Annotated in this window: 23 protein-coding genes and 1 pseudogene; 9 read left to right on the forward strand and 15 right to left on the reverse strand. The window is 69.9% G+C overall.

Annotation, left to right across the window (positions count from 1 at the left end; all coding sequences use genetic code 11):
• The 6 genes and pseudogenes from IH45_RS01000000144570 to IH45_RS1000000148345 all read right to left on the reverse strand — a co-directional run.
• Positions 1 to 198, reverse strand: a pseudogene (locus tag IH45_RS01000000144570) (hypothetical protein); the annotation flags it as partial.
• Positions 191 to 688, reverse strand: coding sequence for a SigE family RNA polymerase sigma factor (locus IH45_RS0138865; protein WP_030680409.1), 498 nt, complete (start codon positions 686 to 688; stop codon positions 191 to 193). The pseudogene IH45_RS01000000144570 and the gene IH45_RS0138865, both read right to left, overlap by 8 nt.
• 251 nt (positions 689 to 939) lie before the next feature.
• Complete coding sequence (locus IH45_RS0138870; RefSeq protein WP_030680412.1) at positions 940 to 1,272, reverse strand: hypothetical protein; 333 nt, start codon at positions 1,270 to 1,272, stop codon at positions 940 to 942.
• A gap of 12 nt (positions 1,273 to 1,284) precedes the next feature.
• Positions 1,285 to 1,548, reverse strand: a complete 264-nt coding sequence (locus IH45_RS0138875) for a hypothetical protein (RefSeq protein ID WP_030680415.1) — start codon at positions 1,546 to 1,548, stop codon at positions 1,285 to 1,287.
• 90 nt (positions 1,549 to 1,638) lie between these two features.
• The gene (locus IH45_RS0138880; RefSeq protein WP_030680418.1) at positions 1,639 to 2,265 is read right to left on the reverse strand and encodes a hypothetical protein; all 627 of its coding nucleotides are present in this window, start codon (positions 2,263 to 2,265) and stop codon (positions 1,639 to 1,641) included.
• A 35-nt stretch (positions 2,266 to 2,300) separates the two neighbouring features.
• Entirely contained in the window at positions 2,301 to 3,551 is a 1,251-nt protein-coding gene (locus IH45_RS1000000148345; RefSeq protein ID WP_050515492.1) for a PAS domain-containing protein, read from the reverse strand.
• Positions 3,552 to 3,809: 258 nt separating this feature from the next.
• Here IH45_RS1000000148345 and IH45_RS0138890 point away from each other — a divergent pair, with 258 nt between their 5' ends.
• Positions 3,810 to 4,136, forward strand: coding sequence for a hypothetical protein (locus tag IH45_RS0138890; protein ID WP_158813409.1), 327 nt, complete (start codon positions 3,810 to 3,812; stop codon positions 4,134 to 4,136).
• Positions 4,137 to 4,299: 163 nt separating this feature from the next.
• On the opposite strand, the gene IH45_RS0138895 is transcribed toward IH45_RS0138890, so the two are convergent.
• Positions 4,300 to 5,373, reverse strand: coding sequence for an alkene reductase (locus IH45_RS0138895; protein WP_030680427.1), 1,074 nt, complete (start codon positions 5,371 to 5,373; stop codon positions 4,300 to 4,302).
• A gap of 126 nt (positions 5,374 to 5,499) precedes the next feature.
• Between IH45_RS0138895 and IH45_RS0138900 the strand changes: the two genes are divergently transcribed.
• The 3 genes from IH45_RS0138900 to IH45_RS0138910 all read left to right on the forward strand — a co-directional run bounded on the left by IH45_RS0138900 (position 5,500) and on the right by IH45_RS0138910 (position 7,705).
• Complete coding sequence (locus tag IH45_RS0138900) at positions 5,500 to 5,874, forward strand: MerR family transcriptional regulator (RefSeq protein WP_030680430.1); 375 nt, start codon at positions 5,500 to 5,502, stop codon at positions 5,872 to 5,874.
• A 289-nt stretch (positions 5,875 to 6,163) separates the two neighbouring features.
• A complete protein-coding gene (locus tag IH45_RS0138905; RefSeq protein WP_234440843.1) occupies positions 6,164 to 6,541 on the forward strand; it encodes a peptidase inhibitor family I36 protein in 378 nt (125 codons plus the stop codon).
• Positions 6,542 to 6,754: 213 nt separating this feature from the next.
• Positions 6,755 to 7,705 carry an AEC family transporter gene (locus tag IH45_RS0138910; protein WP_030680437.1) on the forward strand — a complete coding sequence of 317 codons (951 nt, stop codon included), beginning with the start codon at positions 6,755 to 6,757 and terminating at the stop codon, positions 7,703 to 7,705.
• Between the two features lie 41 nt (positions 7,706 to 7,746).
• Here the strand turns inward: IH45_RS0138910 and IH45_RS0138915 are convergent, their stop codons facing one another.
• The 3 genes from IH45_RS0138915 to IH45_RS0138925 form a co-directional block, all read right to left on the reverse strand.
• Positions 7,747 to 7,917: a hypothetical protein gene (locus IH45_RS0138915; RefSeq protein ID WP_158813411.1), complete on the reverse strand. Its 171-nt coding sequence runs from the start codon at positions 7,915 to 7,917 to the stop codon at positions 7,747 to 7,749.
• Positions 7,918 to 8,042: 125 nt separating this feature from the next.
• On the reverse strand, positions 8,043 to 8,999 hold the full coding sequence (locus IH45_RS0138920; protein ID WP_050515494.1) for a S1 family peptidase: 957 nt from the start codon (positions 8,997 to 8,999) through the stop codon (positions 8,043 to 8,045).
• A gap of 561 nt (positions 9,000 to 9,560) precedes the next feature.
• Entirely contained in the window at positions 9,561 to 10,481 is a 921-nt protein-coding gene (locus IH45_RS0138925; RefSeq protein WP_030680446.1) for a helix-turn-helix transcriptional regulator, read from the reverse strand.
• A gap of 147 nt (positions 10,482 to 10,628) precedes the next feature.
• Here IH45_RS0138925 and IH45_RS0138930 point away from each other — a divergent pair, with 147 nt between their 5' ends.
• Positions 10,629 to 11,582: an aldo/keto reductase gene (locus IH45_RS0138930; RefSeq protein WP_030680448.1), complete on the forward strand. Its 954-nt coding sequence runs from the start codon at positions 10,629 to 10,631 to the stop codon at positions 11,580 to 11,582.
• 620 nt (positions 11,583 to 12,202) lie between these two features.
• On the opposite strand, the gene IH45_RS0138935 is transcribed toward IH45_RS0138930, so the two are convergent.
• Positions 12,203 to 12,559 (reverse strand): hypothetical protein, encoded by a 357-nt coding sequence (locus tag IH45_RS0138935; RefSeq protein WP_158813413.1) that lies wholly within the window; start codon positions 12,557 to 12,559, stop codon positions 12,203 to 12,205.
• 262 nt (positions 12,560 to 12,821) lie between these two features.
• On the opposite strand from IH45_RS0138935, the gene IH45_RS0138940 reads away from it, so the two are divergent.
• Together IH45_RS0138940 and IH45_RS0138945 are read left to right on the forward strand one after the other, a co-directional pair.
• Positions 12,822 to 13,781, forward strand: coding sequence for an NAD-dependent epimerase/dehydratase family protein (locus IH45_RS0138940; RefSeq protein WP_030680454.1), 960 nt, complete (start codon positions 12,822 to 12,824; stop codon positions 13,779 to 13,781).
• Between the two features lie 147 nt (positions 13,782 to 13,928).
• On the forward strand, positions 13,929 to 14,345 hold the full coding sequence (locus IH45_RS0138945; RefSeq protein WP_030680457.1) for a Dabb family protein: 417 nt from the start codon (positions 13,929 to 13,931) through the stop codon (positions 14,343 to 14,345).
• A gap of 29 nt (positions 14,346 to 14,374) precedes the next feature.
• On the opposite strand, the gene IH45_RS0138950 is transcribed toward IH45_RS0138945, so the two are convergent.
• The 4 genes from IH45_RS0138950 to IH45_RS0138965 form a co-directional block, all read right to left on the reverse strand.
• The gene (locus IH45_RS0138950) at positions 14,375 to 14,659 is read right to left on the reverse strand and encodes an MFS transporter (protein ID WP_030680460.1); all 285 of its coding nucleotides are present in this window, start codon (positions 14,657 to 14,659) and stop codon (positions 14,375 to 14,377) included.
• 182 nt (positions 14,660 to 14,841) lie between these two features.
• Positions 14,842 to 16,425 carry an MFS transporter gene (locus tag IH45_RS0138955; RefSeq protein ID WP_158813415.1) on the reverse strand — a complete coding sequence of 528 codons (1,584 nt, stop codon included), beginning with the start codon at positions 16,423 to 16,425 and terminating at the stop codon, positions 14,842 to 14,844.
• On the reverse strand, positions 16,422 to 16,832 hold the full coding sequence (locus tag IH45_RS0138960) for a RidA family protein (RefSeq protein ID WP_030680466.1): 411 nt from the start codon (positions 16,830 to 16,832) through the stop codon (positions 16,422 to 16,424). Before IH45_RS0138960 ends, IH45_RS0138955 begins: the two co-directional genes overlap by 4 nt.
• Complete coding sequence (locus IH45_RS0138965) at positions 16,829 to 18,436, reverse strand: FAD-dependent monooxygenase (RefSeq protein ID WP_078897994.1); 1,608 nt, start codon at positions 18,434 to 18,436, stop codon at positions 16,829 to 16,831. Before IH45_RS0138965 ends, IH45_RS0138960 begins: the two co-directional genes overlap by 4 nt.
• Before the next feature lie 56 nt (positions 18,437 to 18,492).
• Between IH45_RS0138965 and IH45_RS0138970 the strand changes: the two genes are divergently transcribed.
• Together IH45_RS0138970 and IH45_RS1000000149080 are read left to right on the forward strand one after the other, a co-directional pair.
• Positions 18,493 to 19,137: a TetR/AcrR family transcriptional regulator C-terminal domain-containing protein gene (locus tag IH45_RS0138970; protein ID WP_030680472.1), complete on the forward strand. Its 645-nt coding sequence runs from the start codon at positions 18,493 to 18,495 to the stop codon at positions 19,135 to 19,137.
• Positions 19,138 to 19,480: 343 nt separating this feature from the next.
• Positions 19,481 to 19,738, forward strand: a complete 258-nt coding sequence (locus IH45_RS1000000149080) for a hypothetical protein (RefSeq protein ID WP_158813417.1) — start codon at positions 19,481 to 19,483, stop codon at positions 19,736 to 19,738.
• Positions 19,739 to 19,821 lie beyond the last annotated feature (83 nt).

The following is a 19,821-nucleotide window of genomic DNA, read 5'->3' on the forward strand; positions in this document are numbered from 1 at the left end:
GGAGAGCAGAGCGGCCGCGGTGGCGCCGCCGCCGGCGCAGACCAGGCACGCCACCGTCACCAGCGCGGCGACGCGCCGCCGGCGCGCCCTGCGCCCGCGCGCGGCGATCTCGGCGACCGGTGCGGCCACGGCACCGTCCTGACCGGCGCCGGCCGCTTGCTGGAACAGGGACCGCAGCGGGTCCTGGGACTCAGACACCGGGCGCCTCCTCGATACGCGGGTCGTGCAGACGGTCGGCGAGCGCCTTGCGGCCACGGCTCAGGTGGGTCTTGACGGTGCTCGCCGACAGCCCCGTCTCACCCGTGATCTGTTCGACGGTCAAGTCGCAGAGGTAGTGCAGGGTCAGCGTGCGGCGCTGCTGGGCAGGCAGTTCCCGCAGCGCCTCGACCAGCGCGACCTGCGCCGGTTCCGGCCCTTCGACGAGGGACGGCGTACCGCTGCGCCGCCACGCGTCGGCACTGCGGCGCAGGTGACGCCAGCGGCTGACCGCCAGCCGCCAGGCGACCGTACGGATCCACGCCTCGGGCTGACCGTGCCGGTCGAGCTGCCGACGCCGGTTCCAGCCCCTGACGAACGCCTCCTGCACCACGTCCTGCGCCTCGTGCAGGTCGCCGAGCATCACGTACAACTGCCCCGTGAGCCGCGCGACCGTCTGGGCGTAGAACCTCTCGAACTCCTCGACGGTCAACAGCCACTCCTGGATCTCTCGCTTCACCTGCCATACGCCCCGCAGGCGGCACTCGGTCGACACGCAGAACGGGAAATCTCCGTGAGGCTCGTCACGGAACCGAATCGTTGCGGCGCGCATCACGGGGCGGGGCGGTCTCCTGGGCCGGGGCCGATGGCTCCTTGGCCGGGCGTGCGGATGACTGCGGGAGCGTCCGCGTAGCGGGCCCGGCCCGGCTCGCCGCCGCCCGTCGCCGCACGCAGCCGGAGCCCTTAATCGCCCATGAACCACACATAACTGCCCGGTGTCGCCGCACACCTCTCCAGAACCACCACAAGGTCCTCAAGAGCGGCCTTCAGCGATGTATCGGTGCATTGCTCGATCAGCTTGGCGGCTTCCGGCAGCGCGGCTTGCGCCTCCTGCTCGTTGAACAGCGTGTCACCGTACGGATCCACCCAGGCGAGTTTTCCCGGGCCGGTCCGGACGAAAGGGCTCAGCGCCTGCGCCAAGGCCTCGCCGTGTCCGTAGGACCCGTGCAGAAGGGTGCTCCCGGAAGCTTTGCCGCGCGCGGGCCGGGCGGAGTGCAGTTCCAGTTCGATTCCCATGATCATCCCAACTCAGACGCGACGCGGATGCCGGCCGAACAGCAGCACCGGCAGGACGGTCGCCGGAGTGATCAGGAAGGGCATGTCCACGGTGCCGTTCAGCAGCGAGGACACCACCGCATAGGCGAGCGGCAGCGCGGCGATCAGGATCATCCGCCACCTCGTCCGCCCGACCAGGGTGGCCCGCATACGGGCCCGCAGCGCCTCGCGGAAATCCTCGACCGTGGCCCGGTACGACATCTCCCCCCACGTACCGGCCCGCCGTTCCGCGTTCACGCGTCTCCCTGTGCGACACATCATTCCGGCCAAAAGGCGAAAGTATATCCGCTTTCCCGGCGCCGCCCGGAAAGGGGTCGCAACGGAGTCTCAGTGAAGGGGACGGATGTCGATGCCGATCCAGTCGTCCTGGCCGTAGTTCGCGCCATTCTCGTCGAGGAACAGGCTCACCAGGCGATTGCCGCGCTGCCACGACGTCTGCCGCTCGGGCTCGTCCGACGGTACGGGCGGCGGCGCGGACAGCGGTGTGCCCAGGCGGACGCGGAGCAGGCGTTCGGCGTCGGCATAGCGGGCGAGGAAGTCGTCCTGGGTGGCGTCCGCCTGGTGCGTGGCCCAGGCGGGAAGCGGGTCGCCCCACAGGTGCCGTGGGTCAATGGGCAGACCGGTCCCGGCCTCGACGCAATCGATTGCCGCGTAGGCCAGGGGAAAAGCGATGAAGGAGTCCTCGTGGCACGCCGGTTCGTCGCAGGCGACGCGCGGATCGTCGCTGTTCGCGCAGCCCGGATATTCCCCCAGAACGACATGCCAGGAATGGCCCGGCTCGCCGAGCGGCCAATGGTCCAGCCATCCCACAGCGGTTTCGCCCCCGTCGTCCGGTCCGGCCCAGCCCCGGCGTCGGAATTCCTCGTCAAAGGCGGCGCGGCACCACGGCACGTCGGCGAGTTCCAGCAACTGGTCGAGGAACGGGGGAGTGAGCGCAAAGGACAGCATCGGCATGGTGCGAACGTATCTCCCGGCCCGGCGCGCCGGGGTCAGACCCCGTAACGGGCGAGGACCGTGCGGGCGATGTCCGCCCGGGGAAGCCGCTTGGACGCCGCGGTGGCCTGGAGCCATACGGCGGCGTCGTGCGTGCTGATGCCCTGCGCCGCGGCCAGCACGCCGATCGCGGTGTTGATGTCGTCGGCATCGGCGGTGGCCCTGAGCCGCTGGATGATCTCGGTGTCCATGTCGGCGAGCAGCACCACGGTGGTGATGTCCGCGAACGTCGCCGCGTCGAGGGGCGGCCCCATGGGACGGGCGCCTCGCCCGTCGCGGTAGAGGGTGAGGGTGCCGAGCGTGGTGGTGACGGTCCGCAGCGGGTACGCGAACACCGCCGAGACGCCGGTGCGCGACACGGCGTCGGTGAAGAAGGGCCACCGGGAGCCGCACCGGTCCACATCGGCCACCGAAACGGGTTCGCCGGTTTCGTACGCGGTCAGTGACGGGCCTTCGCCGGTGACCCACTGGAGTTCCTCGGCATGTAACGCCGAAGGGGAGCTGGCGGCGAGGTGGTGCGGCGCGGGGCCGCAGCCGTGCAGCGTGATCGCGGCGGCGTCGACCGTCGGCAGCTCCCGCACCGCGGCCGAGCACACCGCGTCGGCGCAGCCCTGGGGGAGCGACTGACGGGCGGCGTGGACGATCCGGTGCCACAGCGCGTCACGGCGCGCGATCTCGGCGGCGGACCGATGTCCGGACGCGGCCTGGGCGACTTGCCACGCGTCGTGCGCGCGTGCGTAGCGCGCGGCCGCCAGCATGGCACGCCGCAGCAGCGCCGTCGGCTGCCGAGCGGGGTCCCAGGCGTCGGCTCCGCCGCCTGCCGGACCGAGGACCTCGTGGACCGCGGTGATGTCCTCGACATGGTGCAGCACGCCGACAGCGCGCCCGTCGGCGTCGAGCAGCGGGGAATTGACCGGGCTCCACGTCTTGTGACGGAACGCGCCGGGGGCCTCCGGGTCGGGAATGTCGTAGCGCTGCACGCCCATCTCGTCCGGTACACCGCGCCGCAGCACCTTTTCCAGAGAAGCTCCGAGGTTGCGCACGCCGTTGGCGGTGGCGTCCTTGGGATTGTCCGGAAAGGCGTCGAACAGGAACGCGCCGACCAGGTCGTCCCGCGACCGCCCGGTGGCCCGCAGATAAGCCGGATTGGCCGCCTGTATGCGCAGGTTGGCGTCGAGCACCACGTAAGGGGCCGCGGTCACCAGGAACAGCTGGCTGTCCGACGTGGCCCGCAGGACCTCGTGCACCAACGTGTACCTCCCCGGGGCGAATGAGCTGCAGGGTGTCCGCGCATCGGCCAGGATCCCGGATCGGCCGCGATCCGACCGGCCGGCACAGCACATACTGCCCCGCCGGCAGCCACGGCACAGCCAGAACCGTCAGGCTGCGACCAGGTATTACCGTATGGCCGGATCGTACGCGGAGACAGGCGGAGACACGCGGCCGTGGGCAGCGGGAAGGCCGCCTCGCCGGTTGGGGGTTCGGTGAAGTACAGAGTCGCACTCGTGATGTTGTTCCTCGTGCCCACGGTATGGGGAGCGGCGAGCGTCGTGCGCTCCCTGGCGGCCTCGGAGGAGGTCGTGTGCCCTGGGGAGAACGTACGCGACGGGGAGGAGCACCCGGGCCCGATGCAACCCGGGGACGCCCGGTGCTCGGTGCTGGACGGGTCCACCGCGGTGGCGACACGCACGTACGACCAGCAACGGGCCCACCAGGCCCTGGAGCGGCGGCGGAACGCCGGGAACGGAGCCGTACTCATGATGTACGGCTCCGCGGGCGCACTCGTGGCATGGCGCGCCACGCGTCCGCTTACGGGGCCGGGCGGGCGCTGAGAGCGGGGCTGCCGCCCGTCACGGGTCCGACGGCCCCGCTCGTTGCGACGGCCCGTGCCCGTTGCGGCGGCCTGTGCTCGTTCCGACGGCCGGCGCGCGTCCCGATGGCGGGTCCCCGGGTCCCTTCATGTCCCCGATGCCCGATGGCGGGCCGGCGGCCCGGTCAGGCGGTGTACTGGTACGCCGGGTACGTGATGTAGCCCGCGTCGCCGCCCTGGTAGTACGCGGCCTCGTCGACCGGGGCGATGGGCAGGCCGGTGCGCAGCCGTTCCACCAGGTCGGGGTTGGCGATGAAGGCGCGGCCGAAGCTGATCAGGTCGGCGCCGAGGCCGAGCCAGTGATCGGCGGCGGCCCGGTCGGCCTGCTTCGGGCCCATCGGGACCGTCGGGTTGACGATCAGGGTGCCCGGCCACGCGCGGCGCAGTCCGATCAGCACCTCCTCCTCCGCCGTGGCCTCCAGGTGTACGTAGGCGAGGTCGAAGCGGGCGAGTTCGGCGAGCAGGGCCGCGTACAACTCGGGTACCCCGGTTTCCTCGACGCCCCAGAAGGTGCCGCCGGGCGACAGCCGGATGCCGGTGCGGGCCGCGCCCACGGCGTCCACCGTGGCGGCGACCGCCTCGACGGCGAAGCGGATGCGGTGGGCGACCGGGCCGCCGTAGCCGTCGGTGCGCAGGTTGGCGTTGGAGGAGAGGAACTGCGAGATGAGGTAGCCGTTCGCGCCGTGCAGCTCGACGCCGTCGAACCCGGCGTCGACGGCGCGCCGGGCGGCCTCGGCGTACGAACGGGCGTGCTCGGGCACCTCGGAGGTGTCCAGGGCGCGGGGCACCGGCGCGGGCTGCGGCCCGGACGGCGTGAACACCTCGCCGACGGCGGCGACGGCGGACGGCCCGACCGGCTGCAGACCGGTGGTGTCGGGGTGCGAGACCCGGCCGCCGTGCATGATCTGGGCGAAGATACGCCCACCGTTGACGTGCACGGCGTCGGTGACGGGCCGCCAGGCGGCCACCTGCTCGTCGGTGTACAGACCCGGCGTACCCGGGTTGGACTGCCCGACCAGGCTCGGCTGCACCCCCTCGCTGACGATCAGTCCGGCGCTGGCCCGCTGGGCGTAGTGGACGGCCATCGACGGGGTGGCCAGCCCACCGGCCGCGGCCCGTACCCGGGTCATCGGGGCCATCACGACGCGGTTGGGCAGCTCCAGGCCGCCGAGGTGGTGGCGGTCGAACAGCGTGGTCATGCCGGAACTCCTTCGTACGGATCACACGGTCACGGGCCCGTGAGCGGCGGGCCCAGAGGTACGCTAAAACCTGACATCAATGTGAGATGCAAGTCCTGTGACCGGAGACACGACGGGGAGTGTGTGATGCGGATCGGCGAACTCGCGGCGCGGACCGGGGCCAGTGTCCGCTCGCTGCGCTATTACGAGGAGCAGGGGCTGCTCACCAGCACCCGCAGCGCCGGCGGGCAGCGGCACTACACCGAGTACGAGATCGAGCGGGTCGCCTTCATCCAGCGCCTGTACGCGGCCGGGCTGTCCAGCCGCACCATCATCGAACTGCTGCCGTGCGTGGACGCGCCCAGCGCCGCGCATTCCCACGCCGCCCTTGAGCGCATGGCCACGGAGCGCGAACGGCTCTCCGCCCATATCGAGGACCTGCTGCGTACCCGCGACGCGCTGGACACGCTGATGGCCGCGGCGCAGGACCACCGCGACGCCGCCTGCCGGGCCGCGGTGTGAGGCGGAGCGGTCTTCATGTCTCCGCGCGCCGAATACCGCGGAGACATGGAGCCCGTACATCACCCCGGACATCACCCCGGACAACATTCCGAGCGGCCCGGACAAAACGCTGACCAGGCCGGACCACCCCCCTTTGTCCGGGGAATTCCGCGGGGCTTGTTCCAAACCCCGCCGAAGCCCAGCATCTTGTGGGTCACCTGTGGGCGAAGTACCGCTGCCAAGGGGAAATCCCGCGGCCACGGCCGAGACGACCGCCCACCCACGCCTCACGGGAGGTAACGGCATGCGTATGACCAGGAAGCTCACGGCCGTAGCCGGCGGCATCGCGCTGACCGGCGGTCTGCTGGCAGGAAGCGCCGGTACCGCCGGCGCGGCGCCGGCCACTCCGAAGGCGCCGTCGGACTGCCCGTCGAGCTACTTCTGCGTCTGGTCCGGGAAGAACTACACCGGCCACCGGCAGCAGGTCGCGGGAACGAACAAGGACCTGACCCAGTATTCGGTCTTCCAAAATTTCAAGTCGTGGTACAACCACGGCGCCAAATGCGACTTCCAGTGGTACTCGGAGAAGAACTACGGAGGGTCTCACGGAGTCATTCCGAGGGGGCACAAGGAGTCGGACGACGCGTCCCACTACATCAAGTCCAACAAGTGGGTGAACTGCCGCTGACGGGCGGCCGGTTGATGCGTGCGAGAGGGGGGCGCCCGTAAGGCGCCGCCCTCCGGCTGTGCGGGTGAACGCCCGGCAGGACCTTCTTTCCCTGTGTGGCGTGTGGCGTGTGACGTGAGACACGAGCGAGCTCTCTGGACGCGATGGCCCGTCCACCGATTCGATGGGTCCCGCGAGGCCGACGATCTTGGCCTCGAATCACGGGGCACGCACATGGAAGCGCTGGACGCGCTCGGAAAACTGGCGCCGGTGGTACTGGCCTTCGGATGCGGGGTCCTCCTCGCGAAACGGAAGGTGGTGCCGGCCGAGAGTTCCAAGGTCTTCGCCGACTACGCCTTTCTCTTCGCGGTCCCGTGCTTCCTGTTCGGCAACATCTACCGCAGCGATCTGGGCGCCCTGTTCGACTGGCGGGCCATCGGGGGTTACGCGGCCGCGGCGGGCATCGCCGTCGTACTGGCCGGCGCGTTCAGCCGGTCCTCGGGCGTGCGCGACCCGCGCGGCCTGGCACTGCGCATCATGGCTGCCGTCCAGGTGAACACGGCCTATTTCGCCGTACCGGTGTTCATCATGCTGTTCGGCAACGCCGCACCGATCTTCCCTGTGCTGCTGTTCCAGGTCTGCGTCCTGTCCCTGATCATCATCTCGATCATGGAACTGGGACGTCCGGACCGCGCGGGAACCCGTCGCACGCGGCTCACCGCGGCCGTCACCGCCTCGCTGATGACGCCCGTCGTCATCGCCTGCAACGCGGGCATCGTGCTCAACCTTCTGTCCGTACCACTGCCCCAGGTCGCCCTGGACAGCTTCGCCTTCGTCGGCGACAGCGCCTCTCCGGTGGCGCTGTTCGCCCTCGGACTGCACCTGGGCGGGACAGGGCTGACGGTGCGTGGCACCACCGTCGAAGAGCTGTGGATCATAGCTTTCAAGTGTGTGGCCTTCCCTCTCCTGACCCTGGCCGTGGCCCGCTACGGCTTCGGTGTCGAGGGCGACTGGCTCCACTACCTGGTCCTGCTCGCCGCGATGCCCACCCCACAGAACCTGTTCATCTTCGCCCAGCGCTACGACGTGGGGGTCGACATGTCCGCCGCCCTCGTCATCAAGAGCTCGGTCGTGGCCCTGCTGTTGCTGCCGCTGTGGGTGCAGTGGGCGGCGAACTCGGCCTGAAGGCTGTGCCGTACGGACGCGTGAACATCAAGCGTGTGGGCTCAGTACGCCCGCGCGCACCGGCCGCCCTCGATACCGCGGAAGACCCACTGCCGGTCGTGCGAGTTGAGCAGCAGCCTGAGCAACTCGGCGAGTAGAACGGGGACAATCAGAGTGCGGTGGCCCCCGGCGGCCGCATCACCCCGGCGGGGAGCGATATACAGGCGGATCATGGGCCGGATGGCCTTGTCCCGCAGGTGACCCACCTGGAGAGTGTCAGGCCACGTGCGGCAGTAGTCCTGCATCAGCACCGAGCCGTCGCGGCGGCTGAGGTCACCGGTCCTCTTGCCGCAGACCGCTACGGAATGACGGCCTCATACGCGTCGAGGGCCTCCGCCACCGGCTGGTAGTACGTGGTCCCGCCCCGCGAGCAGTCGCCGCTGCCGCCCGACAGGAGCCCCAGAGCGATGGTCGTCACGGGCGGGTTGCCCGGGTCGTACGTGAACAGGGGGCCGCCGCTGTCACCGGGCTCGGCACATACGTTCGTCCTGGTCAGCCCGTACACGCGGCCTTCCGGGTAGGTCACCGTCTGGTTGAGCGCGGTGACGGTGCCAAGGTGAGCCCCGGTGGTGGCGCCGCTGCGCCCGACCCGGTCACCCACCACGGCATCGCGTGCGCCGGTGACCGGCAGCCACCTGCCGTTGTGCAGGTCCACGGCGCTCCCATGCGGCACAGCGGCGGTGTATCGCGCCAGCGCGTAGTCGTTGCCGGGGAACCTGGAGTCGGCGGTGCGCGCGAACTGCGGGCCACGCCGGGTCATCGACCAGCTCTTGACCAGGTTGCCGCAGTGCCCCGCCGTGAGGAAGGCGTCCGGCGCGCCGGCCCGCCTGACGTTGAAGCCGAGCGAGCACGTCGCGGCGTTGTCCCGGCCGTGGATGGCGTCGCCCCCCTCGATGAAGGTCGTGAGCTTCGTGGTGGTCCTCCGCAGCTCCACGTTCTTGCCCAGAGGCCTGACCAGCTTGGTGAGCCTGGCCAACCGTGCACCCTTGACCGTGGGATCGGCTGTGACGACCACGCGCTTGAGCCGGGGATCGACTCCCCAGGCGGTACCGGGGATCAGCTCACTCCGGTCCAGCGTCGCCATGGTCGCCATCAGCGGGTCGGGCCCCCGCACGTTCTGGGCCTCATCGCCCGCGGAGCGGGCCCGTGCGGTGGCGGCGTCGGTGCTGAACGGGGCAAGGCTCGCGGCCGCCAGGACGGCCAGGGTGGAGGCCGCCAGGGCGGCGGCCCGTCGGAAGGAAAGTGATCGTTGCACGGCATCTCCCGATTGCACAGCGGACTCACGAGTCCGAGACGGTGTCCTCCCCACGCCGGAACGCACGTGGGCGAGAACCTCCATGCTGGCGAGCGAAAACCTCGTTCGGAGCCGCCGACCAGCGCGTTTTCGTCGGAAACCACTCCTCGAAGCGAAAAGCCGCCGACAACTGTTCGCCCCACGCAACCCCGTGCTGACACCGGTGACGGTGGCCTCCCCGTCCTCCCGAGCGTCCGTACGCGCCGGCTGACGCGGTCCCGATCGAGCGTGCTGCTGTCGGCCGCTCGGCGTCAGCGACGAGGTCGCTCTCGGGACGAAGGTGGTCATACCTAGGGCCGGACCGCCGCGCGACTGCGCTGCTACCGCCCTGCCGCGGTATCACCCCCGTGGCGCTGCCGGCCCTGGCCCGGGTGGCCGCCCCCTCCGAGCAGGGCATGCGCGTACTGCAGCTGACCGGCACCGCCGACGTCTTCGAAATCTACCCCGGATTCGAAACCGCGCTGAAGGACTCTCGTCGCCGTAGCCCTGCGGCTCCCCGGCCCATAGGTGAACCGCGACGGATCAGAGCGGCCCGGGCTGAGGAGAACGGCGGGTGGGCTGTGCCGCCCGAGACTGCGTGGCTGCCCAGATGTCGAGGAGTTTGAGCCGGTCCTCGGATGCGGTGCCGGGTTCGGCAGTGTAGATGATCAGGTCGTGCACGGCTCGGCCCGGCAGAGGCAAGTCGAGGGACTGAAAGGTCAGTTCCAGGTGGCCGACGTCGGGATGCCGGAGCCGTTTGACGCCGTCATGGCGCATCAGGACGTCGTGCGCGGCCCATTGGCTGCGGAACTCCGGGCTGAGGGTGGACAGCTCGCCGACGAGTTCTCGCAGTGCCCGGTCGCGGGGCTCGCGCCCGGCCTCGGCGCGCAGCAGGGCGGCGGTGGCGGCACCGGCGGTGCCCCAGTCGACGAAGAAGTCATGAGCACCAGGGTCGAGGAAGATATAGCGGGCGATGTTGGGGCGGCCGCGCTTGTCGATGGTGGCGCTGTCGAACATCGGCGCGAGCAGGGCTCGGGCCAGGGGGTTGCCGGCGACGATGTCCGTGCGGCCGTTGCGTACGAACGCCGAGGACATCGTCATGGAGTCGAGCAGCCACTGGACCCGGGGCGGGATCTCGACATCCCTGCGACGCGACGGCGTGCGGCTTACGTGCCGCGATGACCGGGCCAGGCCGAACAGGTAGGTGCGTTCGTCGTCGTCCAGTCGCAGGGCACGAGCTACCGCGTCAAGGACGTCTTCGGACACGCCGCCGATGTGGCCCTTCTCCAACCGCGTGTACCACTCCGTGCTCACGCCGGCAAGGACGGCGACCTCCTCGCGCCGCAGCCCGGCGACCCGGCGACGGGCGCTGGTCGGCAGTCCGGCCTGCGCCGGGGTGATCCTGGCGCGTCGGCTGACAAGGAAGTCCCGGATTTCGCCGCGGTTTCCGGGCTGCTGATCCATGCCATTCATCGTAGTCGCCGGTCACGGCGCGAGGGGGGTTGAGGTTGTACCCCCCATAGATGCGACCTTCTCCGGTGGCGGCGATCGCGGTCTCCTGGGGCCCGATCGTTCCGACACGATCCCGAGAACGAACAACGGAGACAAGACATGACGAGCAAGGCGCTGACTGTGCCGGCGGTGGCGTTGGGCACATGGGCCTGGGGAGACAGCGGCGTGGCAGGCGACGGCTACTTCGGCAGTCAGCTGAGCGAGTCCGGCCTGCGAGAGGTCGTCGAGAAGGCTCAGTCGAACGGGCTCACCTTGTGGGACACCGCCGTGGCGTACGGCATGGGCCGCTCGGAGACCGTCCTCGCCCAGGCGCTGACGGGCTATCACCGCAGCGAGTACCAGCTGTCAACGAAGTTCACCCCGCAGATCGCGGGCGACGGCGACGATCCGGTCGCGGACATGCTGGAGCAGAGCCTCGACCGAATGAGTACGGACTACGTGGATCTCTTCTGGATCCATAACCCTGCCGACGTGGCACGATGGACGCCGCCTCTGATCCCGCTGCTCAAGAGCGGCAAAATCAAGCATGTCGGCGTCTCGAACCACAACATGGAGGAGATCGCTCTCGCCGATCAGGTCCTCGGAGAAGCCGGCTTCCGCGTGGAGGCGGTCCAGAACCACTACAGCCTCCTGTATCGGAGCTCTGAGCGCGCGGGCATCCTCGATCACTGCCGCAAGCACGACGTGCAGTTCTTCTCGTACATGGTCCTAGAGCAAGGAGCGCTGTCCGGCAGGTACGGCCCGGCGAATCCGTTGCCAGAGGGGAGCAACCGGGCGGCCGTGTACAACGGCATCCTGCCCCAGCTGCGGGCGCTGACCGGCCGGATGGAGGCGATCGGCAAGGACCGAGGCGCGTCCGCCGCCGATGTCGCCATCGCCTGGGCCATCGCCAAGGGGACCACCCCGATCATCGGGGTCACGAAGGCGGGTTACATCGACGGGGTGATCCGGGCTCGCGGCATCGAGCTCGCCGACGAGGAGATCGCGGAACTGGAGGCGCTGGCGGATGCCGCAGACGTCGACACGCGCGGCTGGTGGGAGAACGAGATGTAGCAGTGGCCGGGGCCCGGGGCCCGGAACCGAGAAAGGGACTGCGTCTGCTCCGGGCTTGCCTCGCGGTCGCCGCAAAGCGCGTGCCCGGCTTGCGAGGAGGATCGCTTCGAGCGCGATTCGATGGCTGCCCCACAGCATTGCCCCTTGGCCTCGGCATGCCTGCAACAGCAGCTGCGCTCTGGCTCGATGTCGCCGTTGCGGTCAACGGCTCAATCAGCACGGAGAGATGCAGAACCTCTGGCACGGCCAGGCCAACCGAAAGTGGAGCGACGATGACCTGTCTTCGTCTCCGAGGAGGGTACGAGGCAACTGTCCTTGTTGCCGCCATCCTGCGCCCTCGGCTACCTACCCACGATCCTGCTGCTCGCACCCATGCCGGCAGCCCTCTGCGCAGTCACCCGCCGTCACCCGCCCCAACTCGCGTACTCATACGTGGGCCTGAGCACCACCGCGGTGATCGTCGCCGCTCTGCTGGGTGGGCCGCTACGTAAACCCTTGGTCATCGAGACTGCGGCCCAGCCGCCTGGCAGCGCCTGGATGCTCCGCTGACGATCGCCGCATAAACGGTTCTCCGCCCTGTCCCTCGCGGGCAGGGCGGAGGCATCGTCCGATAGCGATCACTAGCGCCGCGCGGAGCCCTCGCCAGGCAGCTTCCAGCGGCCGTGGTTGTCGAACGGCCAGGGGTGGGCGTAGAGGTCACCCTTCAGGTGATCGCGCAGGGATCTACGGTTGGCCGGCGGATCGGACGGCATCCGCAACGCTGAGCCCAGCGGATCGATGCGCGCCGCGTACGCCTTGGCCCACCGCAGCCATCCCAACTCCTCCGCCGACGGAGACCCGCCGTCAGCCCGGGCGCGCACCGCGCTGCAGAACTCCCGGATCTCTTCAGCCCGGCGCCAGGCTTCCACTTGCCCGCCCAGCACCGTGGCTCTGCCCGCCCAGCACCGTGGCTCGGTGCCGCTCGACCTGCTGCTCACGCGTACCGGTCTCCAGCCGGGGTGCCTCCGAAGCTGTGCCCTTGACCCGTTTGTCGTTCCGGTACACCGACGTGTCAGGGGCGGTCATGTCGAACTCGCTCCCAGCTCATGCCGGGTGGTGTCAGCGGCCCCGGGAACAGGAGGCTGCCCACCCTCACCCGACCAAGCCCGCGATAGCCAACCGCTTTCGTTATAGGTTATAACTATGGAGTGAGGCAATAACGGCACTGGGCTTCATAGCCCCAGCCGAAGGGACAACGACATGACTGCAACGACCGGTGCACTCCACACCGTTCTGGGGGCCGGCCCCGCGGGCACCTCCGTCGCCTTGGAACTAGCGCGCCGTGGGCACCCGGTCCGGCTGATCGACCGTGCCGGTTCCGGTGAGCCGCTGGACGGCATCGAGCGGCTCAGCGGGGATGTCAGCACGGTGCACGGGGCGCTCACCGCGATCGAGGGCGCGGACGTCGTCTACCACTGCGTCAACGTCGCCTACCACCTCCAGGTCGACGTCATGCCCGGCATCCAGGAGGCGGTGCTGGGTGCGGTGGCGCGCACCGGTGCGCGTCTGATCGTCCTGGATACGCTGTACCCCTACGGCGAGACGCACGGCGAGGTCATGACGGAGGACACCCCGTGGCGGGCGGCCACGGCCAAGGGCAAGATGCGTGCCGCGCTGGACGAGCGCTACCTGGCCGCGCACCAGCAGGGCCGCGCGAGGGTCGCGCTGGGCCGCTCGGCGGACTTCGTCGGGCCCCGGGTGCTGAACTCCACGCTGGGCGGGGCCGTCTTCCCGGCCGCGCTCACGGGCGGTGAGGTTCTGGCGCTGGGCGACATCGATCTCAAGCACAGCTACAGCAACATCCTCGACGTGGCCCGGGGCTTGGCCGTACTCGGCGAGAACCCGTCAGGAGACGGCCGGGTCTGGCACCTGCCCACCGCCCCCGCCCGCACCACACGCGAGATCTTCACCGCGCTCGGCGACCTGGTCGGCCACTCGCTCCGGACCGTCACGATGGACGAGCCACGCCCCTTCGGGCCGTTCGACGAGACGTTCATGAACTCCTACGCCGAGCTGTTCTACCAGCACACCGAGCCGCAGATCATGGACTCCACCGCCTTCCAGGAGAAGTTCGGCGTCGCGCCCACCCCGATCGAGACCACCCTGAGCCAGACCCTGGAGTGGTACCGGGGCTTCCTCGCCGCCCAGGCGAAGGGCTGAGAGCGCAACGACAACGTACGGTTCGGCGCGACTCCCGAGGACCCCCTTCCTGGCTTGGCCTGGCCCGTCGAGCTCGTGCGTCTGCGGCGGAGCCCACGACACCAACCACCTTCACAACAAGAAATGAACTGCGGAAGGAACACTTCGATGATTCACCACTGCGTCCGTTTCACCTTGAAGCCCGGCACAACGCCGGAACAGCTCGAAGACGCCCTTGCCAGCCTGCGCCACCAGGGCGAGGTCATCCCCTCCGTACAGTCCTTCCTCGTCGGCCGCGACCACGGCGGCGCATACGAGTGGGGTGCCACCTTCCAGATAGCGGACCTGGAGGGCTACTGGGAGTACCTCATCCACCACGCCCACCGTCGCACCGACGAGATCGGGCTGCCCCTGGTCGACCAGTTCGTCTCCTTCGACATCACTGACGACCTCGACCCCGAGACCGGCAAGAAGATCGCCGCCCTCCACCAGCGTCGTTTCGACACCGACCCCGAACTCACCGAACTCGTCTCCAACATCAACCAGTACGAAGGCAGCGCCGCCCCCGGCCCCCATTCCACGTGACACTCCAACGGGGCTACGGGGCTACGGGGCTACGGGGCTACGGGGCGTGCGGGGCGATGGGCGGTTCCAGCGAGAAGCAGCCCCCCGAGCACGGCCCAGGCGCCGCCGCCGACGATCACGCCGATGCCCAGCCCGTTGAGCATCCGTGCCACGACTAGGGACGCGGGTCCCGTGGCGAAGACGAAGACCACGAGTCCGGCCAGGAGCAGCGTCACGGCGACGAGGAGTACGGAGCGGCGGCCGTACCGATCGGACAGGGCGCCGGAGAAGAGGATGGCGGCGACCGGCACGGCCCCGTACGCGGCGAAGAGCACGGTGGTCAGAAAGGGCGGGTGGTTTGGTCATGGCCGGCCCCCGGGGCCACCGCCTGCGACGCGACGCCCTGCAACAGGCGGCATCGGGACTGCTGGACGCACTGACTGCTGGACGTACTGATGGAAGCAGTGGCCCGGGAGAACTGAGCGGCGCCGCGTTGCCTGACGGTCCCGCGGCCCTGTCAGCAGCCGATCTCGTCGGCAGCTTCCCGCAAGTGGGGGTGTGCACCGTGCCCGGCGCGCTCCCGTTCCCGTACGGCTGCCTGCGGGAGGATGGTCCCGGTCCGGCGGGACGGGCGCATGAACAGCGTGACGAGCAGGGCGATCCCGCATACTCCGGCGGCGATGAGTGTCGTCGTGTGCATGGCGCTGAGGAACGTCGGTGCGGCGGCCTTCGCCGCCGCGGGATCGCCCGTGCCCAGGGCCGAGGCGAGCGACTCCGCCGCGGTCCGGCGGATGGCTGCCGGGCTGTCCGCGAGCCGGTCGGTCATCATGCCCGAGTACCGGGACCACAGGGCCGACCCGAGAACCGCCACCCCGAGCGCGCTGCCCAGCTGGCGAAGGGTGTTCAGCAGTGCTGATCCCGCTCCCGCTCGGTCGTTGGGGACGGAGGAGGAGGCCAAGGTCGTGCCGGGCGCCAGTACGAGTGCGAAGCCGAGTTGCAGGGCGAACGCGTCCATGACGAACCAGGCGGGGCTGGTGTGAGCGCCCAGCCCGGTCACGCTGGCGAACGCCACACCCATGAGCGCGATGCCGGCAGCGATCGTCGTCCGGGCGCCGAACCGTTGCGTTGCCCGCTGTGACAGCGGGGCTCCGACCACCAGGCCCGCCGACAGCGGAATGAAGAGCAGGCCCGTCTGCAACGGAGTGTAGCCGCGCACCAGTTGCAGGTAGAAGGTGGTGAAGTACAGGTAGCCGAAGACGACGAAGGAGCCGAGCGTCAGGGCCACTGCGGCGGTGGTGAACGAGGCGTGCTTGAAGAGGCGGACGTCCAGGAGCGGCTCCCGGTGCCGTACCTCGGCCAGGACGAGTACGGCCAGCACAGCCAGGCCGATGGCCGCGGGCAGCCAGGTCCCCGGGTAGGCCCAGCCGTCGTCGGTGGCGTGCACCACTCCGAACACGAGCAGGCCGATACCCGCCAAAGAAGCGGCGACGGGCACCATGCGCAGCTGTCCGACGCCGCTCGCCGGCGTCTTCGGAATCCACGCCCAGGTCGCGGCGAGACCAAGGAGCGCGCACAGCGCGACGAGTTCGAGGACGGAGCCCCACCACATGCCCGCGCTCAGCAGCGCGCCCCCGAGGAGCGGGCCGAGGGAGATGGACAGACCTGATGCGGCCGCCCACGAGGCGATGGCCCGAGCCCGGCGCTCGGGAGGGAAGATCCGCAGGATCACCGCAAGAGTGGCGGGCATGATGGTGGCCGCGGCCACGCCCATGAGCGCGCGGAGGATGATGATGCCCAGGGCCGAATCGAGAAACCCGGCCACTGCCGTCGTCACGGCGAAGGCGGCCGTCCCCCAGGCCAGGAGCCGCTTCAGGCCGAACCGGTCGCCGGCACTTCCCGCCACGGGCAGGAAGCCGGCGAAGGTGAGGGTGTAGGCGTTCAGGAACCATTGCTGTTCGGTGTTGCCCGCACCGAGTTCGCTCTGCATCGTGGGCAGCGCCACGTTGAGGATGGTGCTGCCCAGCAGCACCGCCGAAACCGTGAGCGTGAGCGCGAACAGCGCGCGGAAGGGACGGACGGCGGGCTGTTGGGTGCTGGTCATCGTGCGCATTCCCGCTTTCCGTCGGGCAGGGCGACCACGCACTCGACCTCGATCAGGAACTCCGGGGCGAACAGCTTCGCCACACCCACCAGAGTCGACGAGGGCGGCGGCGAACCGTGCAGGGCCGCCAGAATGCCGGGGGTCAGATGCGGCTCGTGGCCCACGACGTAGATCGTCTCCTTGACGATGTCCTGCCGCTGCGCGCCAAGGGCGTCGAGCAGGCGGTCGATACGGCGGGCCACTTGGGTGGCCTGCGCCGCATGATCGCCTTCTCCCACGACGCGGCCCTCCTCGTCCCAGGCCACCTGGCCGCTGAGGAACGCCAGTCGGCGGCCGTCCGGGACGGATACCTGGCTGACCAGGTCCGGAAGGCCGTAGACGCCTTCCGGTTCGATGCGGTGAATCATGCGGGATCCCCTTCGAGCTGCACCTGTGCAGGCTGCACCTGTGCAGGCTGCACCTGTGCGGGGTGCACCTGTGGGGGTTGCACCTGTGCGGGCTGCGGATCGTGGAGGGCGGCGACGGCGTTCGCGGCCCCGGCCGTCAGCGCGGCCGCTTCGGTGTCGTCCGAGGCCCACGCCACGTACCCGTCCGGCCGTATCAGGGCGGCGCTGACCCCGGCCCACGCCGGGCGGGACCGCTCGGTCGGCTGCGGGCACCGGTATGGGTTGCAGGGGGCGGCGGCGCGGTCGGCAGAGAGGCCGTTGGCGTCGAAGGCGTCGACGTCGAAGCCGTCGACGCGCGCGAAATCGATGAGCAGGGGGCGCCCGTCCCGCAGAAGGTCGAACAGGTTCTCCGTGTCTGACAGCTTCAGGTTCGGCGCCCGGCAGCCCGCGAGCGGATGGCGCTGACCGGGCAGGCCGTACGCCACCGACAATCCGGACAGACGCTGCGCCAGGGCGTCGTTGAACTGCGGCTGCTCCGCGATCAGCTTGCCCAGCAGGGACCGCAGCGCGGCTCCCTGCGGCGAGAAGACAGACATGATCGCGGTCTGCGCCTGGGTGTGCTCGATCGTGTCCTCTCCCACCGGGTGCCGCTCTTGGTGGTAGGTGTCCAGCAGCGCGTCCGTCGCCCGCCCGCTCACGGTCGCCGCCAGCTTCCAGCCGAGATTCATCGCGTCCTGCACGCCGACGTTCAGCCCCACGCCGCCCATCGGCATGTGCTGATGAGCCGCGTCACCGGCCAGCAGGATGCGGCCCTTGCGGTAGTGCCGGGCCACGCGGCTGGTGTTGCTGTAGCGGGACAGCCAGGAGGGGCTGTGCATCCCGTAGTCCGTGCCGGCGATGCGCCGGACCCGCTCCCGCAGTTCCTCCAGGGTGAGGTCGCCCGGCCAGTCGTCCCGAAGGTCCTCGGGCGAGTGCACCACGATCCGGTGCCGGCCACCGGACAACGGTACGAGCATGAACGTCCCCTGCACCGTCCACCTGCTCGTGACCGGGCCCGGCGGCGGGTCGCCGAGCACCACATCGCCCAGCGCCCCAAGGGCCGTGAACCGGGTCCCCTCGAACTCGATCCCCGCGCAGCGGCGCACCGTGCTGCGCGTGCCGTCGCACCCGACCGCGTACGCGGCATCGAGCACGTAGGCACCGTCCGGACCTTCGACCGACACGGTCACCGTGTCGCCGGTGTCCACGCAGTCCGTCACCCGGTGCCCGCGACGGACGTCCGCGCCCAGGGACACGGCCCGGCCCTGGAGCAGTTCCGTGGTGCGCGCCTGCGGGATCGTGAGCGTGTAGGGGAAGTCGGTGTCCAGCCCGGCGAAGTCGAGGCGGTCGTCGAGGACCGCGAAGTGTCCGCTGGGTATGCGGCCGCCCTCGGCCAGCAGTTCCCGGTGCGCTCCGCGGAGCGCGAAGGTCTCGATCGTGCGGGCGTGGACCGTCAGCGCCCGGGAGTTCGGATCGATCTCCGGATCCCGCTCCAGGACCACCGTGGGGACGCCGGCCAGTCGCAGTTCGCAGGCGAGCCACATGCCCGTCGGTCCGCCACCGACGATGACGACGCTTTCCTTCATGCCACACCTCTCTATCACTGACCAAGAATAGGGCCGGAGCCAGATATACTCGATCAGTGACCAAGAAACAAGCTGCCGCCCCCGCCAAGGTCGGGATCACCCTCGACCACGTGGTCGGCGCGGCGTTCGACGTACTGGACCGAGGCGGTGTCGCCAAGCTCTCCACCCGCGCCATCGCGGCCGAGCTCGGGGTCAGCATGAACACCGTCATGTGGCACATCCGCACCAAGGACCGGCTCCTGGAGACCATGGCCGAGGCCGTCCTCGGCGAGGTCGACCTGGCAGACCTGCCCGAGGACTGGCACGACCAGGCGGCCGAACTGCTCGGACGGCTGCGCGGGGCGATGCTCAGTCACCGCGACGGCGCCCTGCTCGTCGCAGGCACCTTCCCCGCCGAACCCCGCACTCTCGCCTTCACCGACCGCCTGCTGACCGCCCTCCTGCGCGGCTGCCCCACCCGTAGGACAGCCGCGTGGACGGCCTGGAACCTCTTCTACTTCACCCTGGGCCTTGTCCAGGAGGAACAGGCGGCACCCGCCGACGACCGCGATCGCCTGCGCGCCCACGTGGCCGAGCGCCGGCTCCCCGGACTCGACTCGGCGCTGGAGGACTTCATGTCCGTCGACTTCGAGGCCCGCTTCCACTTCGGCATCAGGCAGATCCTCCGCTCCGCCTCGACCGAAGCGGCACCCGAGCACTGAGCTGCGCTGAACCGAGGTCTACGGGGGCACGAGGGCGGGCGCGGACTGCGGTTCGCAGGCTTCGCAGGCTTCGCGGGCTTCGCGGGCAGTGACGTGGCTACGGCGGCTTCATTCGAGCGCCGTCTCAGGCAGCAGTGACGCGCCCGCCGGGGGCAGAGCGGCTGGTACGCGGGGCCGCCGCAGCTGAGCGCGGTCCCTGCTGTCGCGGATGCTTGTGAGTGTGCCGACGTCCGCATCGGCCGCGCTTGTGAGAGTGCCGATGTCAGCATCGGCCGCCTTGTGAGGTGGGGCGAGGCTTCACTGTTGCTGTTCGGCGATCCCCGCCCCCCCCGCACCCGGGGACATGCCGCTGGTCCTCCAGGTCGACGGCAAGGGCGTGGCGCTGCGCCCCAAAGCCTTGCCCGAAGCCACCCGGAAGGCTGCGGCCGAGAGCGCTGCGGCCGGACACGCAGGCCGGCCGATCGCCACCGGTGACATCGAAGACGCCTCCCGCCAACTGATTGCCGACCGCATCACCGACTGCCTCGACATCCCCGGTTATGGCTCGGGCACTGGAAGCACGCAGGGTGGGCCATCCCACCGGAAGGATGCTGTTGGTTAATCGGTCCTCTGCTTTGTCCCGTCGAGCGCCAGCTCGACGGGACAAAGCGCTGCGAAGTGGCTGGTGCGGGTGCGGGCCCGGGG

The sequence above is a fragment of the Streptomyces rimosus subsp. rimosus genome, from assembly GCF_000720725.1.
GTDB lineage: Bacteria > Actinomycetota > Actinomycetes > Streptomycetales > Streptomycetaceae > Streptomyces > Streptomyces rimosus_A.